The sequence below is a fragment of the Janthinobacterium sp. ROICE36 genome (genome assembly GCF_002869965.1).
Taxonomy (GTDB): Bacteria; Pseudomonadota; Gammaproteobacteria; order Burkholderiales; family Burkholderiaceae_D; genus Janthinobacterium.
In genome coordinates, this window is the sequence record NZ_PEBS01000001.1 from 125,420 (window position 1) to 140,588 (window position 15,169).

General features: G+C 62.1%; 13 protein-coding genes. 4 read left to right on the forward strand and 9 right to left on the reverse strand.

Going from position 1 to position 15,169, the window contains the following annotated elements:
- Window positions 1–2: 2 nt before the first annotated feature.
- The 3 genes from fabI to CSZ94_RS00530 form a co-directional block, all read right to left on the reverse strand.
- Window positions 3–788 carry an enoyl-ACP reductase FabI gene (fabI, locus tag CSZ94_RS00525; RefSeq protein ID WP_102119690.1) on the reverse strand — a complete coding sequence of 262 codons (786 nt, stop codon included), beginning with the start codon at window positions 786–788 and terminating at the stop codon, window positions 3–5.
- The gene (locus CSZ94_RS28410; protein WP_258000696.1) at window positions 785–919 is read right to left on the reverse strand and encodes a hypothetical protein; all 135 of its coding nucleotides are present in this window, start codon (window positions 917–919) and stop codon (window positions 785–787) included. Before CSZ94_RS28410 ends, fabI begins: the two co-directional genes overlap by 4 nt.
- Window positions 920–1,349: 430 nt before the next feature.
- Window positions 1,350–2,792, reverse strand: a complete 1,443-nt coding sequence (locus CSZ94_RS00530; protein ID WP_102119691.1) for an IgA Peptidase M64 — start codon at window positions 2,790–2,792, stop codon at window positions 1,350–1,352.
- Between the two features lie 222 nt (window positions 2,793–3,014).
- Between CSZ94_RS00530 and CSZ94_RS00535 the strand changes: the two genes are divergently transcribed.
- Window positions 3,015–3,617, forward strand: a complete 603-nt coding sequence (locus tag CSZ94_RS00535) for a TetR/AcrR family transcriptional regulator (RefSeq protein ID WP_102119692.1) — start codon at window positions 3,015–3,017, stop codon at window positions 3,615–3,617.
- A gap of 8 nt (window positions 3,618–3,625) precedes the next feature.
- Window positions 3,626–4,810 (forward strand): DUF418 domain-containing protein, encoded by a 1,185-nt coding sequence (locus CSZ94_RS00540; RefSeq protein WP_102119693.1) that lies wholly within the window; start codon window positions 3,626–3,628, stop codon window positions 4,808–4,810.
- 8 nt (window positions 4,811–4,818) lie between these two features.
- Here CSZ94_RS00540 and CSZ94_RS00545 read toward each other — a convergent pair whose 3' ends face one another.
- From CSZ94_RS00545 to CSZ94_RS00555, 3 genes are all read right to left on the reverse strand, one after another.
- The gene (locus CSZ94_RS00545) at window positions 4,819–6,072 is read right to left on the reverse strand and encodes a cyanophycinase (RefSeq protein ID WP_102119694.1); all 1,254 of its coding nucleotides are present in this window, start codon (window positions 6,070–6,072) and stop codon (window positions 4,819–4,821) included.
- A 145-nt stretch (window positions 6,073–6,217) separates the two neighbouring features.
- Window positions 6,218–9,007 (reverse strand): TonB-dependent receptor, encoded by a 2,790-nt coding sequence (locus tag CSZ94_RS00550; RefSeq protein ID WP_102119695.1) that lies wholly within the window; start codon window positions 9,005–9,007, stop codon window positions 6,218–6,220.
- Window positions 9,008–9,042: 35 nt separating this feature from the next.
- A complete protein-coding gene (locus tag CSZ94_RS00555) occupies window positions 9,043–10,041 on the reverse strand; it encodes a MurR/RpiR family transcriptional regulator (RefSeq protein ID WP_102119696.1) in 999 nt (332 codons plus the stop codon).
- A gap of 202 nt (window positions 10,042–10,243) precedes the next feature.
- Between CSZ94_RS00555 and CSZ94_RS00560 the strand changes: the two genes are divergently transcribed.
- Entirely contained in the window at window positions 10,244–11,380 is a 1,137-nt protein-coding gene (locus CSZ94_RS00560; RefSeq protein ID WP_102119783.1) for a succinylglutamate desuccinylase/aspartoacylase family protein, read from the forward strand.
- A gap of 18 nt (window positions 11,381–11,398) precedes the next feature.
- On the forward strand, window positions 11,399–12,787 hold the full coding sequence (locus tag CSZ94_RS00565) for a YfcC family protein (protein WP_102119784.1): 1,389 nt from the start codon (window positions 11,399–11,401) through the stop codon (window positions 12,785–12,787).
- Between the two features lie 36 nt (window positions 12,788–12,823).
- Here the strand turns inward: CSZ94_RS00565 and CSZ94_RS00570 are convergent, their stop codons facing one another.
- From CSZ94_RS00570 to CSZ94_RS00580, 3 genes are all read right to left on the reverse strand, one after another.
- Window positions 12,824–13,858, reverse strand: coding sequence for an alpha/beta hydrolase family protein (locus CSZ94_RS00570; protein ID WP_180977306.1), 1,035 nt, complete (start codon window positions 13,856–13,858; stop codon window positions 12,824–12,826).
- A 326-nt stretch (window positions 13,859–14,184) separates the two neighbouring features.
- Window positions 14,185–14,610 (reverse strand): GNAT family N-acetyltransferase, encoded by a 426-nt coding sequence (locus CSZ94_RS00575; RefSeq protein WP_102119698.1) that lies wholly within the window; start codon window positions 14,608–14,610, stop codon window positions 14,185–14,187.
- Between the two features lie 164 nt (window positions 14,611–14,774).
- The gene (locus tag CSZ94_RS00580) at window positions 14,775–14,972 is read right to left on the reverse strand and encodes a hypothetical protein (RefSeq protein ID WP_102119699.1); all 198 of its coding nucleotides are present in this window, start codon (window positions 14,970–14,972) and stop codon (window positions 14,775–14,777) included.
- Between the last annotated feature and the right edge of the window lie 197 nt (window positions 14,973–15,169).

The following is a 15,169-nucleotide window of genomic DNA, read 5'->3' on the forward strand; positions in this document are numbered from 1 at the left end:
AGTCAATTCAGAATGTTATAGCCGCCGTCGACATACAAGGTGCCGCCCGTGATGGCGCGCGCGCCGTCGCCGGCGAGGAAGGCGCACAGCGCGCCCACGTCCTCGATGGTGGCCAGGCGCCGCATGGGCGCACGTTCGATGGCGTCGGCCATCAGGCGGTCAAAATGGGCAATGCCGGAAGCGGCCCGCGTCTCCAGGGGCCCCGGCGAGATGGCATTGACGCGGATGCCCTGCGGGCCCAGTTCGGCCGCCAGGTAGCGCACAGATGCTTCCAGCGCAGCCTTCACGGGACCCATCAGGCCATAGTCGGCGATGACCTCCTCGGCGCCCAGATAACTCATGGTGGTCAAGCTGCCGCCGTGCGGCATCAGGGGTTCGGCCAGCTTCGCCATGCGCATGAAGGAGTGGCAGGAGATATCCATCGCCTGCGCAAAGCCGTCTGCTGAACTGTCCGTGACGCGGCCATGCAAGTCCTGCTTCGGCGCGTAGGCGATGGAATGGACGACGAAATCGAGCTTCCCCCACTGCTGCGCGATCTGCGCGAACAGCGCTTCGAGCTGGCCCGGCACGCCCACGTCGAGCGGCGCCATGATGGCCGCCTGCACTTGCTGCGCCAACGGCTCCACATGCGGACGCGCCTTGTCATTGAGCCAGGTCACGGCCAGTTCGGCACCGGCCGCGCGCAAGGCGCTGGCGCAGCCCCAGGCGATGCTTTGCGCGTTGGCGATACCCACCACCAGGCCCCGCTTGCCCTGCAAAGGCAAGTACTGGTGCAAGTCGGCCGTCATGCCTGGACTGGACGCAAGGCGGCAGCGCACATGACCAGGGTGACGCCACCGGCGCGCGCATACGGCAAGGCAATGGGAGTGGGGGGATGTAAGGTACTGCACGCGTCAGGCGCGGGGATCTGCATCTTCATGAATCGGGCTTCCGTCACTGAAATTCGAGGCCAGCACCAATGCATTCTCGGGGAACTGGTACGGGGCGAAATTACTCTACAGCATTTAGACGCGTGATTGGTGATGAGTCCGATCCGCATTCCATGACGCTTTGAGTTAGGTCAACTATAAGTGCGATTGCGGCAATGCAGCATTGATGTAAGTCAAATTTTACCTCAATATTATCTAAATGAAATATTTTTCAGGCAAGCGTGCAGGAATGTTCATTTGACAATATCTCTGGGCTGACGGGAAGAAAAGGGGCTTTTCCCGCGGAGATGGATATTGCCTTAAAAACAATCAATGCTCGGTGGTGCAGGGCGGCGGATGGCGGGGGAGAGACAGAATGGAGGCCATGCTATTGCGTTGCAACATGGCCCACCATGTCTTACGGAACTGTGCTGAAAGGCCTTATTTGCGCGGCGCCGCGGCGGGACGCGAATACAGGTCGATGATGGTGCTGATGCCATCCTGGCATACGGAGCAGAACGTCTCGCTGCGGTCGAACATGATGCATTGCATCGCGGGCCGGTAGTAGCCGGACGACTCATAGTTCGCGCCTTCGAAGGCGCCAACCGCATGGCGCTGCGGCGCCTTGGAGAACAGCTGCTGCGTGTACGCCAGGTCGGCCTTGAACAAGTCGCTCATCTCGCTTTCCGGGCGGTTGGCCGCGCGCAGGGCGGCGCGCTGCTTCTGGTACTCGCGCGCATGGCTGTCGTACGCCTGCTTCGGCCACGGCGTGGGCAGCGGCGTGCCGGCTTTGACGTGGTTCTGCCATTTCAGCCTGGCCGGATCGCGTAGCGCCGTGGCGTTCGGCTCCCACGGTTCCTGACGCTCGCCATTCGACTGATAAGCCACGGGTGAGGTGTAATACTCATCGGCAAGGCCGGCGAAATGGTGGCCAAATTCATGCACGAACAGGTAATTGGCCCAGTCGTTATTCGCTGCGGCCGTGCTGAACTGGCCGAAGATGCCGCCGCCACCGTAGGTATCGTTGTTGACGAGGATTTCAATGAATTCATACGGCGCATACTGCGCCAGGTCGCGCAGGGCGCGGTTATCCGTCGTCAGCACGTAGCGCTCGCTGCCGAAGATATCGTAGCGCGTGCCCAGGGGCGAAGCATGATGCACGCCCGTCGATGGACGCGACACGCCCGATTCCTGCGTCGGCGCGGCCATGGCCCACACATTGAAGTCATTGGCCCGCTCGCGAAATGGCGAGACCGTAAACAGGTGCTCGGCCAGTTTCCGCGCCGTCGCTTCGAACTTGCCCATTTCGGCCGCCGTGTAGCCGTCGCCCATGATCAGCAGGTCGACCTTCTCGGACGAGGGGCCACTGATGCGTATCGGTATCGGCTTGACGGGCGCCGGTGGCTGCTTGCGGATCACATCCTGCGCGGCCGGGTCGACATCGGTGCTCCAGACAATGGAAAACAGGCCGCGCTCGTCGCGCTTGAGGATGCGCACACGCACGGGCTGCTCCGGCTGCGGGAAACGCACGGATTCCTGGAAAGCGCGCGTGGTGGTTTTCGCTTCGTCGGTGCTGGCCCATTCACCGAAGATGGTGGAAAAACCGCGCGAATACAGCACCTTGCCCGACTTGATATCGACCACTTCCAGCAGGTTGTTGCCGCGGTTGCTGTCGTCGATGGGACGCGCCGGATTGCCCGGCCACGGCAGGGGTTCGACCAGCACGCGCTCGACCGCATAATGTTCGCCCAGCGCATTGCCACTGTGCTGGTAGTCGAGGCGCATGGTGGCCGGCTGGACGGCATTGGCAGCCTGTGCGACAGGTGCGATGCCGGCGGCCAGCGCCAGCGCGCAGAAGAAGGATCGAATCGGGGTCTGCTGCATGTCATTCCTAAAACAGTAGAAAAACAGGTGGAGGGAACGGTTTTCCAAACAATCGGCGGGCCTGTCGGCAGGCGCAGGGAAAACCGCTGCGTCACATTGTAGCGAGAGCAAGCGAGCGTGCAAAGCAGCCATTTCAGTCGCTGCGCTTGACCATGCGCGCGAACCGATTTATATTAGATTGATTAGTCGATTAATTAATTAACAGAGAAGACGGACGGAACCATGCGCACCATCGACCCCGGCAAACACGCGGCGCGCCGCGACGCCATTCTCGCTGCGGCGCGCAGCTGCTTTGTGCGCAAGGGCTTTCACCAGACCAGCACCGCTGCCATCTGCGCGCAAGCAGGCATGAGCCCTGGCAACCTGTTTCATTACTTCCCCACCAAGCAAGCCATCATCGCCGCCATCGTCGACCAGGAAGGCGGCGAAACGGCTGCCTATTTCGCCGGCGCGCAAGGCAGCACCGATCCCCATGGTGCCCTGCTCGACTTCATGGACCTGGTGCTGGCGCTGGCGGCCGACGCGGATTTTGCGGCACTGGTACTGGAAATTTCCGCCGAAGCGATGCGCGACACGGATGTCGCGGCCAGGGTGGCGCGCAATGACGCCAACCTGCGCGGCGGCCTGCAAACCTTGCTGGAAAAGGCGGCCACGCGGGGCCAGATCGACGCCGCACTGGACGCCGCACAAACGGCCAGCTGGATCGCCGCGCTGATCGACGGTATCTTCAACCGGGTCGCCGTCGATCCCCATTACGCGCCGCTGGCGCAGCGGGCCAGCCTGCACCTGTTATTGGCGCGTTTCCTGCGCCCTGCCCTGTCATGAGTGGCGCCATGACGGCAACATCGACGCGCATCGCCGATGTCGACGCCCTGCGCGGCTGCGCGCTGTTCGGCATTTTGGTCGTCAATATCGGCGCCTTCGCCACGCCCTGGTTCGGCTTGGGCATGGATGATCCGGCCTTTCACGGCAACGTGGACCGCGCCACGCACTTCTCCGTCGCCCTGCTGTTCGAGACCAAGTTCTACCTGCTGTTTTCCTTCCTGTTCGGCTACAGCTTCACCTTGCAGATGCAGGCGGCGGCGCGCGCCGGCGCGCCGTTCATGCCGCGCATGCTGCGCCGGCAAGCGGGCCTGTGGCTGATCGGTGCCTTGCATGCCGTATTCCTGTTTCATGGCGACATACTCACCACCTATGCCGTGCTGGGCATCGTGCTGCTGACGCTGCATCGCTGCGGCGAGCGCCAGGCACTGTCCCTGGCCGTGACTCTCGTCGCCGTCTGCGTGGCATTCTGGGCCGGCATGGCCTGGCTGCAAAGCCTGCAACCGGCGGGCGACGCTGCGGACAACGCCGTGGCGATGGCACAGAAAGCGGCAGGCGCGCTGACCGCCTATCGCGCCACGCCAGCGGCCGTCGTCCATCAGCACCTGCGCGAACTGAGTGACATCTGGATCGTCCTGCTGTTGGTGCAAGCGCCCTGCGCGCTGGCCATGTTCCTGTGTGGCCTGGCCGCCGGCAAGCGCGAGATGCTGCTGCACGCAAGCGCTTACCTGCCGCTGCGGCGCCGCCTGCTGTGGGCGGGCGTACTGGCGGGCCTGCCCGGCGCCGCCATCTATGCGTGGACCTCGGTGTATGGTGACAACCAGGCATGGCAGGTGGCGGGGCTGGCCGTGGGCCTGGCGAGCGCGCCGCTGCTGGCGGGCGCTTACCTGGCGCTGGCGTTGGCCCTGTTCGAGCGCTTGCGCGACGGCACGCTGTTTGCCCTGTTGACCGACACGGGCCGCATGGCCCTGTCGAACTACCTGCTGCAGTCGGCCGTCTGCGCCTGGCTGTTCCTCGCGTATGGCGCGCGGCTGATGGGCAGCGTCTCGCCGCTGGGTGCCCTGGCGCTGGCAGTCATCCTCTTCTGCGTGCAGTTGCCACTGAGCCGCTGGTGGCTGCGCAACCACGCGTATGGCCCCGTCGAATGGCTGCTCCGGGCATTGACGATTGCCGCGTGGCCGCGCTGGCGGCGGTAACGCAGCACTTACTTGTAGCGGTACAGCGGCTGGCGCAGCTGGATCGGACGGATATCGAGGCGCAGTTTCAGCACCGAATACGCTTCCGCCTCGGTCGAGCTGTAGCCGACGCTGTTGACCGTTTTACTGAAGCGGAACTCGAAGCCCAGGTCCGGATATGGATCGCGCGGGTTGCCGAAAGCGATACCGATGGCTTCCTGCTGCGCATTGTCGATCAGGTTACCCATCAGGTCGAGCACGGCGTTATTGCCGAGGATATCGTTGGTAAACACAGGCTCGCGCATGTCGGGCTGGTTCGGATCGAGCTTGTTGTCGGCCTTGTCCGGCGAGGGCGTAAACACGCGCGTGACGAGGTTGAATTTGTCGCCCCGGTCCAGATAGCTGATGGCCGCGTTGCTGATATTGAAATTTTTCACGCCACGGTCGCTGATGGCGCCCGACAAGTCGATCAGCAAGGCGCCGCTGTAGCCGATGACTTCCACGTCGCGCATGGCGTCGACCACCATGGCGCTGTTTTCATCGATGCCCAGTCCCAGGTGATAGCCTTTTTTCAGCATCACGGGAATCATGCGCGCAAAACGCCCGCGCACCAGCAAATGCTGGTCGACGAAGACATCGCTGCCGATGAAGCCCAGCCCTGGCGCGATTTCACGGCCATCCGTCACGCCCATCTTGAGCATGTCGAGCACGGGCTTGGCATCGTAAAACATGGTGGTGCTCATGATGGCGGCGCCGGCGCTGGAACCGGCGATCACGCCGCCGTTGCGATAAACCGACCAGATGGCTTCCAGCGCGGCCGTGCGGCTGCCGTCCGGGCGCAGCAAGGCTTGCGTGATGCGGCCCTGGTCACCGCCGGCAAAATAGATGCCGGTAGCCGACTTGATCTGCGTGACGATGGCCGGATCTTCGGCTGCCTTGCGGTAATCCCGATTGGGCAGCTTGACGGCCAGTGGCACGAAAAAGGCATCGGCGCCATATTGATTGAGTTTTTTGATGATGCTTTCACCCGATTTTTCCGGGTTCATCGCGGCCGAAGCCAGCACGGCGATGCGCGCGCCTGGCCCACCCGACAACTTGACGATGCGCTGCCAGACTTCGGCATTGTCGGCGCGCAGGCCGCCGCCGATGATGACGAGGGTGCCCTGCGGCGCGCTGCCGATGGCACTGCCGCCAGGCGCCGCCACGGCATGAACGCTGCACAATGCCAGCGCGAACAGCAGCGCGGCGCGGAAGGTGTGATACAGGCTTGAAGATGATTTCATGGTGCCTCTCGAATACATGAAAAGGGGCACGCGCCTGGCGCGCGCCCTTGCTGCCAACACTGCTGCTTGCAACCCAACGCCTTCGAACTACGATACTAGCCGCTGCGTGTGACAGCGGCATTGCGCCATCTCCTGCTTTGCCTCTCTATTTGAAACTGTAATTGGCGCTGGCATAGAAGCGCCGGCCGCGCGGGTCCGTGTAGGTCGGGTCATAGCCGGAGAGGAAAAAGTACGCCTGGTTCGAATACGGAGGACTGGTATTGAACAGATTCTGTATGCCCGCGCGCAGCTTGAACTGCTTGCTGACCGCATACGCGCCCGACATGTCCCACAGCGTGTACGCCTTCACCCGGTTCGGTTTGACCACGCTGCCATCGTCCGTGTTGATGGCCGAGTTCTGATCCCGGTAGCCGCTCGAATAGGTGTTCGACAGGCTGGCCGAATACGGGCCGTTATCCCAGTCCAGCGTGATCGTATGGCGCCAGCGCTGCACCACGCCGTCCGTGACAAATTTATTCAAGTTACTGATAAAAACGTCTCCAGGGCTGGTCTGGATTTTCGAGTCGAGCACATACGTGCCGCTCAGGTGTCCGCCGAAACGCCCCCACGCCGTTTTCACGCCATGCAGGTCGGCCGTGATATCGATGCCCGCAGCCTTTTGCGCGCCGCGGTTTTCCTTGCGCAGCTCGATGTAGTCGATTTCATTGTCTTCATCGCGGTGCACCAGGTCACCGTACTTGCCCAGGTTGCCCAGGATGATGTCGTCGCCGATTTCGCTGATCAGGTCCGTGCGCTTGATGTTCCAGTAGTCGGCACTGAAGGTCCAGTGCTGGCTGGGTTCAAGCACCAGGCCGGCCGTGAACTGGCGGCTGCGTTCGGGTTTCAGCTTGTCGTTGCTGTAGCGGCGCGTGTCCCAGTTATACGCGCATCGCGTGTAATCGTAATCGATAGACGCGCAATACACGGGATCAGGCAGGGTCGCCGTACTGCTGTAAACAGTGGGACGGTGCAACTCGGACATGGAAGGCGCGCGGAAGCCCTTGCCGGCCGACGCGCGCAGCAGCACCTGCTTGCTGGGCATATAGGTCAGCCCGATCTTGGGGCTGAGGGCACCGCCCACCTGCTGGTAGTGATCGTAGCGACCCGACAGCTGCGCCTGCCACTGCTTGGTAAACGGCAGCAGCAGCTCGCTGTAGATGGCTTGCACGTTGCGGCTGTCGCTGGTGGCCTTGCCGCCTTCGGGGGCATCATCGTTATTGATGTTGTCACTCATCAACAGTTCGGAAGGACGGAAGTCCGTGCGCTCGCGCCGCACTTCGCCGCCCACGGCCAGCGCCATATCGCCGCCACCCATGGCCATCAAGGCGCGCGACAGCTTGAAATCCAGGGCATCCATGGTGCCACGCGCATGACGCACTTCATCATTGACCTGAAGGCTGTCAATCAGCGCCTTGCCTTCGGCTCCCGAGGGGCCAAAAGGATTAATATGGCCATCGGCGATACCCTTCTTGAGCTCTTTATACAGCAGGTATCCATGCGTATCTCTGTCGCGTACAGTATTCACACTATGGTTGACACCTATATCGTAATCCCATCCCGCCGCCGTACCGGTCGCCCCCACCACGATACGCTGGCTTTCGCTGGTCAGCTCGCTGGTACGCATGCCACCTTCGTTCAGTCGGATACGCAATTCCAGCTCTGTGTCGATCGGCTCGCCATCCTCATCAACAGCAGTGAAAAGGCCCGAACCTGCCAATTGCGGAATCCGGCTCGCATCGACATAGGCGCGCACGCGCGCGGAAGAACCTACATAATAAGTACGCGAACGACTCAAGGCAACCTCCGCATATAGCTGATGGTCGGCGTTCAGCTTCAACACTCCACGCGTAAGGAAATTCTGCTTGTCGGATTTCGGATACAGCTCTGTATCGCCCATGTAATCATAGGTACAGCCGTTAACGCCACCGGTACCATTAGGTAAGTGCAGGTTGGCCGGTGGATTACAGCCGGGAGCACCGGTATTGATCGTCCCCTGGGAAATTGGCCGGCCGTTGAGCGGAAAGCCCTTGAGCGCCTCAAACTGTTCATCCGACAGTATGATGTTCGCAGGGCTTGTGTACCCGGACAAGAGGTGACCAAGGCGTTCCGGCACATGCAGGTTCGGAATGAACTTGCGCTGCGAGGAGCTCAGGCGGTCGGTTTTTTGCAGGTCGACCACGGCAAAGATATTGTAGCCATCCGCCGCCAGGTCGCCCGTGCCGGCCGTGATGCTGGCCGTGCGCTTGCCCGCGCCCCCTTCATCGGTACGGCTGCCGTAGACGTTCAGCTCCACCCCCTGGTAATCCTTGCGCGTAATAAAATTGATGACGCCGCCGATGGCGTCCGTGCCGTACAGGGCCGAGGCGCCGTCGAGCAGCACTTCCACGCGCTGCAGGGCGGCGGCAGGAATATTATTCAAGTCCACGCCCGCATCGTCGCCCGGCGAGGCAAAGTTGGCCATGCGCCGGCCATTCAGCAGTACCAGCGTGGACGAAGTGCCTACGCCGCGCAAGTTGGCGCTGTTGAAACCGCGCTGGTCACCGCCTACGTTGATGCTGGCGCCATCGGTCAAGCCCCCGACGTTGGCCGACACGCGCGCCATCAGCTCGGCCGCCGTCGTCACGCCCGCCTTCTCGATATCGGCGCGCGTGATGACCTGCACCGGCAACGCCGTCTCCGACTCCAGCCGCTTGATGGCCGAACCCGTGATCTCTACGCGCTGCATTTTTTTCGGCGCCGGCTCCCCGTCCGGCCCCTGCTCCTGCGCCTGCGCGCCGCTGGCCAGCATGCCCAGCGCCGCCGACACGCTCAAGGCGCCCAGCGCCAGGCGCACGCCTTGCGCCAGCACCGACTCGCGCAACAATACGGAACTGCCATCTTGTCTTTTCATGTACATTGCAACTCTCCCCGATGGTATATACCTGATTTTTATCATGATTTTTGCACTGCCTTGCGCTGCCTGGATACTGCTTTCCGGGTCCCTGGCACGCCATGCTCGCCGCCGTAAAGATAGGCGGCAATGACTTCGCTCAGGCGGGCCGCTTTTTCAACGTTCTTCTTGTTCGACACCATCAGCGCCACGGCCAGCGCCTCGATCATGGCCAGCGCCGTGCTGGCGCTGCTGGGCAGGACGGGATGCGTGCTTTGCGCATACAAGGCATGATCGGCCAGTTCGGCCAAAGGGGATGCGGGAGAGTCGGTGAGCGCCACGATGCAAGCGCCGCGGTCGCGCGCGAAGCTGGCCAGGCCGATGCAATCGAGCGTGTAACGGGGGAACGAGATCACCACCAGCACATCCTGCGCCGTCAGATTGACCAGGTGCCCAGCCGCCACTTCCGAACCGCCGATGCCCACCACTTCCACCACATGCGGGCAAAACGGCTGCAGATGCTGCACCAGCATGCCTGCCAGGTTGGCCGACAGGCCGAATCCCATCACATACACGACCTTGGCGCGCGTCAGGCGCCGCACCACGGCCTGCATAGCAGGCGGCAACAGGGCATCGGACGTGGCGGCGATGTTCGCGGCCGCATATTCCATGCTTTCCGTGACGGGTGATGTGGCGCGCGCGCGCCGTTCTATCGTGCGGCGCAATTTGTCGACTGGCTGCAACAGCGATTGCAGGGTTTCGGCCATGGCGCTGCGCATGGCCGAATAATTTTTCTGGCCGATGTCGCGCGCGAAGCGGCTGATGGTCGCCGTCGATACCTGGCAGCTGTCGGCCAGTTCCTCGATGCCCAGCGCCGTCACGCGCATCTGGTTGCGCAGCAGGTAATCGGCGATCTGTCGCTGCGACGCCGAACCGCTGGCCAGCACGTGCCTCAGCGCCTGCCCCAGCGGCGCTTGCGCGAAAGCGGCATCGGGCGACGACAGGGCGGCGGCCACTGGCGTGCGGGAGCTGTTACGGGCAGGACTGGCGGATGATTTCATATCACTGGCGGCCTGTATTCTTGTGTATGGCGGATGACGGATAAAAAGGCAAAAACGGGTCGCTGGAACTTACTCTACTCATATCAAAAAGAAAACTCAAGAAATATTTGTAAAAGGATTTTCATTGATTTACTTCGTGAAAATAATGCTACATAATCGACCGAAATCCATCAACCGCGCCCCGTTTTGGGGCGAATTCACCATGCAAGTACAACAGCATCCCATCTCCACCGCGCACGCCAGCGTAACGTGCCAGTTGAGCAGCTTTCACTTTGGCACGGCGGCGGCCGGCAGCCGCAGCGGCAAGAAGGTGTATATCCAGGCGGCGCTGCACGCGGACGAAGTGCCGGGCATGCTGGTGTCGCAATTTTTGCGCCGCGAATTGCTGGCACTGGAGGCGGCGGGCAAGATCCACGGCGAAGTGATTCTCGTGCCGGCCGCCAATCCCATCGGCCTGGCGCAAGCCATCCATGGCGCGCCGTTCGGTCGCTTCGACCTGACCACCGGCATCAACTTCAACCGCGCCTACCGCCACGTGGCAGATGAACTGAAAACCACGCTCGATGGCCAGCTGGGACAGGATGCGAAGGCCAACGTGGCGCTGATACGCCAGCATGCGCGCGATGCCGTCGCCGCCTGGCGGCCGTCCACGGATGCGGAGACGCTGAAAAAGACCTTGCTGGGCATGGCCATCGATGCCGACATCATGCTCGACCTGCATTGCGATAACGAGGCGGCCCTGCACATTTACACAGGCACGCCGCTGGCGGCGCAAATCGCGCCCCTGTCCGCGCTGCTGGGCGCGCGCGCCGTGCTGCTGGAACTGGCAGCCGGCGAAGAGCCGTTCGACGAAGCCTGCAGCCGATTGTGGTGGGACCTCGACGCGCACTTCCAGGGACGCTATCCGATTCCCGCCGCCTGCCTGTCGAGCACCGTCGAATTGCGCGGCGAAGTGGAAGTGAGCTACGCCCTGGCCGAACGCGACGCCACCGCCCTGCTGCGCTTTCTCGCCATCGCAGGCGTGCTGGAGATAGCCGGCGCCGGCGACGACCTGCCAGCGCCGCAATGTCAGCCAACGCCGCTGGCCGGCGTGGAACCGATCCTCGCGCCGCATCACGGCGTACTGGTCTACCTGCGTGAAGTGGGCGAGGTGCTGGCCGCCGGCGACGCGATAGCCGACCTGATCGATCCCGTCAGCGGCGAGACGACGACCTTGCGCTGTACGGTCGCCGGCGTCTTCTTTGCGCGCAGTGCCCACCGCCACGTCTTGCGCGGCATGAACGTCGGCAAGGTCGCCGGCGCCGTCGCCTTCCGCGGCGGCAGCCTGTTGAGCCAATAAATGTCACAAAAAAGCGCCATGAGAAAATTCAAGCTCCCCAACACCTTCGTCCTGCTGTGCGCCATCCTGGCGATGATCGCCCTGGCGACATGGCTGGTGCCGGGCGGGAAATTCGATACGCAACTGGTGAACGGCAAGCAGCTGATCATCCCCGGCACATTTCATTACGTGGACAACAAGCCGCAGGGACTCGCCGCCCTGATGATGGCGCCCATCAAGGGCTTCGTCGACGCCAGCCTGATCATCGGCTTCATCCTGATCGTCGGCGGCGCCTTCGCCGTGCTGCAAAAGACGGAAGCCTTCGATTCGCTGATCAAAGCCATCGCCAAGGCGCACACCAGTTCGCGCTTCGTGCGCGCCGCCATCATCCCCGTCTTTTTCACCATGTTTTCGCTGGGCGGCGCCACCTTCGGCATGAACGAGGAAGCGATCCCCTTCATCCTGATCTTCGTGCCGCTGGCGCTGGCCCTGGGCTATGACACCATCACGGGCGTCTCGATTCCTTTCATCGGCTCACAGGTGGGCTTTTCCGCCGCCTTCCTGAACCCGTTCAACGTCGGCATCGCGCAGGGCATCGCCGGCGTGCCGATCTTTTCCGGCATCGGCTACCGCCTGATCGTGTGGGCCATCGCCACAGCGGTCAGCATCGTGTTTTTGATGTGGTATGCGGCGCGCATCAAGCGCCATCCGGAAAAAAGCCCAACCTATTTGCTCGATATCGAAAAGCGCAGCGAGCATTCGATGGACCTGGACAGCTTTGCCGGCATGACCCGCACGCACCGCGCGGTGTTGTGGATTTTCATGGCGACCTTGCTGACAATGGTCGTCGGCGTCGTCAAGTACGATTGGTTCATCGATGAAATCGCCGCCCTGTTCCTGGTAATGGCCATCGTCGTCGGCCTGGTCGGCCGGCTCGACATGGACAGCCTGGTAGCGTCGTTCGTGCAGGGCGCGCGCGACATGGTCAGCGTGGCGCTGGTCATCGCGCTGGCGCGCGGCACCATGATCCTGGCGCGCGATGCGCAGATCATCGACACCATGCTGCATGCGCTCACGCCCCTGGTGGCGTCGTCAAGCCCCGTCTTTGCCGCGCAAAAAATGTTTTTCATGCAGTCGGTGATCAACTTCTTCATCCATTCCGGCAGCGGCCAGGCCGCGCTGACCATGCCCATCATGGCGCCGCTGGCCGACCTGGTGGGCGTGACGCGCCAGACGGCCATTCTGGCTTTCCAGTTCGGCGAATTCACCACGCCGATGATCCCCACCTCCGGCATCACCGTCGGCGTGCTGGCGCTGGCGCGCGTGCCCTGGATTACGTGGGCCAAGTGGATGATCCCGCTGCAGCTGATTTACCTGGCGCTGGCGCTACTGCTGCTGATTCCCCCCTGCCTGATGCACTGGCAGTAAAAAAAGCCACGGCGATGCACAGTCGCCGTGGCTTTCTTATTTGCGGTACGCCCGTCCATAAGTGCCATGGACGCCGCCCTTTGCCCAGTCGGCCATCAGATCGTAAAACCCTGGTGTGATGATGGTGGGTTTGCGCGTTCCATCCGATGCCTGATCATAGCTGCGCATGCCGTGATCGGCCTGCGGGAAGAGGTAAACCGAGATGGCCTGGCCCTGGCTGCGCAACGCCGTCAAGCGCTCCACAGTGACAGCTGGCGGCGCCTGACGGTCGTCCTCTGCCAAGGCCCATAGCTGCGGCACCGTGACTTGACTCAAAACCTGCAAGGGATCGAGCGACCAGTCAATATCGAGCTTGTCAAACTGCGGTATGCCATTCTTGCGCAAGGCATCGACCGGCATCCCCAGGAACACGCCCGTGTAGCCTCCCTTGATGAGCGCGAACCAGGGCTCCTTGCCGAATCGCTGCTGGACCCCGGACAAGTCGTCCAGGCCATCCTTGTAGCCGGATTTGACGAGTCTTGCCGTGATATCGGTCATCGTCCGAGCCTTGGCGATGACGTCGTCGCCATAGCCGCGATCCCGCAATTCCTTGACGACCTGCGCCGCATCCTGCTCCGTGATATCAAGCACCAGACCATAACCGATGCCAAGAAATTCCGCCTTGGCGCGCGCCTGCGCCAGCGGCGCGATCCAGCCGCCCTGGCTCACCCCCATCAGGCCGAAGCGGCCGTAGCGGCCTTGCGCCAGCCGTTTGGCTTCGCGCGACGCGGCCACCAGGTCATCGGCCAGGCGCGGAAAATTCTGCGTATATTCGCCTTCGGATAGCCCCGTGCCGCGCTTGTCATACACGAAAACGGACACGCCCCTTCCAACCATCTGGTAAGGATCGCGCGCGCGGTCGATCCAGCCGCTACCTTCGGAACCATGGGCATACACGACCAGCGGCGTGTCCTTGCCTGCGCCCGGCGCTTCCATCAAGCGGCCTGCGAGCATGACGCCGTTTGATTCAAAACGCGTATTCGATTCGGCCAGGGCCACTTTCGGCCAGCGCTCCTTGCCGCTGACAAGCACGGCGCCCTTTCCGCAAGCGACCGGTGCCCCGGCATCCTGCGTGTTGCCAACGGTCCCGTCGCTGAAGGTATAGCTGTACCCTTTACCCCCTTTTGTGATCGCAACAAAACCCTTCTGGTCCTGGCGGAAAATGCCCGTCTCGCAAGGCGCCGGGCTGAATGCATCTGGTGCGGGTGCGCCAGTCGCCGTAAGCGATACGGCAAGGAAAGGCCAGAGAAAAGAAGAGGTCATGGAGTCACAGTCCGGTAGGGGTTGTCGCGTTGTTGATCAAGAAAACGCAGATATCAGGGCAAGACCAGGGCCGCGCGCAACACTGCTGCAGCTGTTCAACACCGATAAATATCGGGGAAATACCGTTCCATCAGCGTCTCCGGCCTGAGCGGGGCCGTAAAACCGTGGCGCGCATACAAGCCATGCGCCGTGCTGGTGGCCAGCATGAAACGGCGCAAGCCCTGCAAGTCGGGATGTGCCATCACGGCCTCCATCAGGCGCTTGCTGTAGCCGCAGCCGCGGTACTCTTCCAGTACATACACGTCGACCAGATAGGCAAACGTGGCGTAGTCGCTGACCACGCGGGCGAAGGCCACCTGGCGACCGTCAAGCGTGCCGCCAAAACACAGCGAATGGTCAATGGCGCGCTGTACGCTAGCCAACGGGATGCCGATGGCCCATGTCGATTGCGTGCTGAGAAACTGGTGGATGGCCGGAACGTCGAGTTCCGCCTTGTCGGTACTGATGGTCAAAGTTGGCATTGCGCTGGCCTTGCTATCGTTGGAAACACGATCATCGGTCTTTTTTCTGCTGCTGTCACCTGGGCTGGAAAGAAGCGGGGGAGCCGCCCGTCCTGACTGTCCGTTATGCGGTACTGCTGTTTTCGGCGAATATCTTGCGTCCTGCTTGCATCGCATCGCCACGCTTACAGCGCGGCTTTTTCTTCGGCGCTCAAACGCTTGGCGCTGACATACACGGTGTGCATGGTGGCTTGATCGGCGCTGGCAACAATGGTTGCTGGCGCGGCGCGCAACTTCGGCACGGCGGCGGTAGCCAGGCTGGTAGCGGCGGCAATGGCGATGATGGCAACGAAGATGGCTTCCATGTTTTTAGCGATGTTCATGATGATGTCCTTTGAGTGGCTGGTTGTGTGCTGCGATGATTGAACTGTAGGCGGATCGCCCCTGAACTGCCATCGGATTGCGACAAAACGCATGATTTGCGGGACAGAATACAAAAAGCCCGGATGAAACGCGCAATACCGCCCTGACCTGCCATTTGACGCTTGCCAGCCCCATTCCTGGCCATTTCAGCGCCCTG

Excerpts from the sequence above, each read along its gene's own strand:
- fabI (WP_102119690.1), bottom strand. The coding sequence starts at position 788 with ATGACGGCCGACTTGCACCAGTACTTGCCTTTGCAGGGCAAGCGGGGC.
- CSZ94_RS28410 (WP_258000696.1), bottom strand. The coding sequence starts at position 919 with ATGAAGATGCAGATCCCCGCGCCTGACGCGTGCAGTACCTTACATCCC.
- CSZ94_RS00530 (WP_102119691.1), bottom strand. The coding sequence starts at position 2,792 with ATGCAGCAGACCCCGATTCGATCCTTCTTCTGCGCGCTGGCGCTGGCC.
- CSZ94_RS00535 (WP_102119692.1), top strand. The coding sequence starts at position 3,015 with ATGCGCACCATCGACCCCGGCAAACACGCGGCGCGCCGCGACGCCATT.
- CSZ94_RS00540 (WP_102119693.1), top strand. The coding sequence starts at position 3,626 with ATGACGGCAACATCGACGCGCATCGCCGATGTCGACGCCCTGCGCGGC.
- CSZ94_RS00545 (WP_102119694.1), bottom strand. The coding sequence starts at position 6,072 with ATGAAATCATCTTCAAGCCTGTATCACACCTTCCGCGCCGCGCTGCTG.
- CSZ94_RS00550 (WP_102119695.1), bottom strand. The coding sequence starts at position 9,007 with ATGTACATGAAAAGACAAGATGGCAGTTCCGTATTGTTGCGCGAGTCG.
- CSZ94_RS00555 (WP_102119696.1), bottom strand. The coding sequence starts at position 10,041 with ATGAAATCATCCGCCAGTCCTGCCCGTAACAGCTCCCGCACGCCAGTG.
- CSZ94_RS00560 (WP_102119783.1), top strand. The coding sequence starts at position 10,244 with ATGCAAGTACAACAGCATCCCATCTCCACCGCGCACGCCAGCGTAACG.
- CSZ94_RS00565 (WP_102119784.1), top strand. The coding sequence starts at position 11,399 with ATGAGAAAATTCAAGCTCCCCAACACCTTCGTCCTGCTGTGCGCCATC.
- CSZ94_RS00575 (WP_102119698.1), bottom strand. The coding sequence starts at position 14,610 with ATGCCAACTTTGACCATCAGTACCGACAAGGCGGAACTCGACGTTCCG.
- CSZ94_RS00580 (WP_102119699.1), bottom strand. The coding sequence starts at position 14,972 with ATGAACATCGCTAAAAACATGGAAGCCATCTTCGTTGCCATCATCGCC.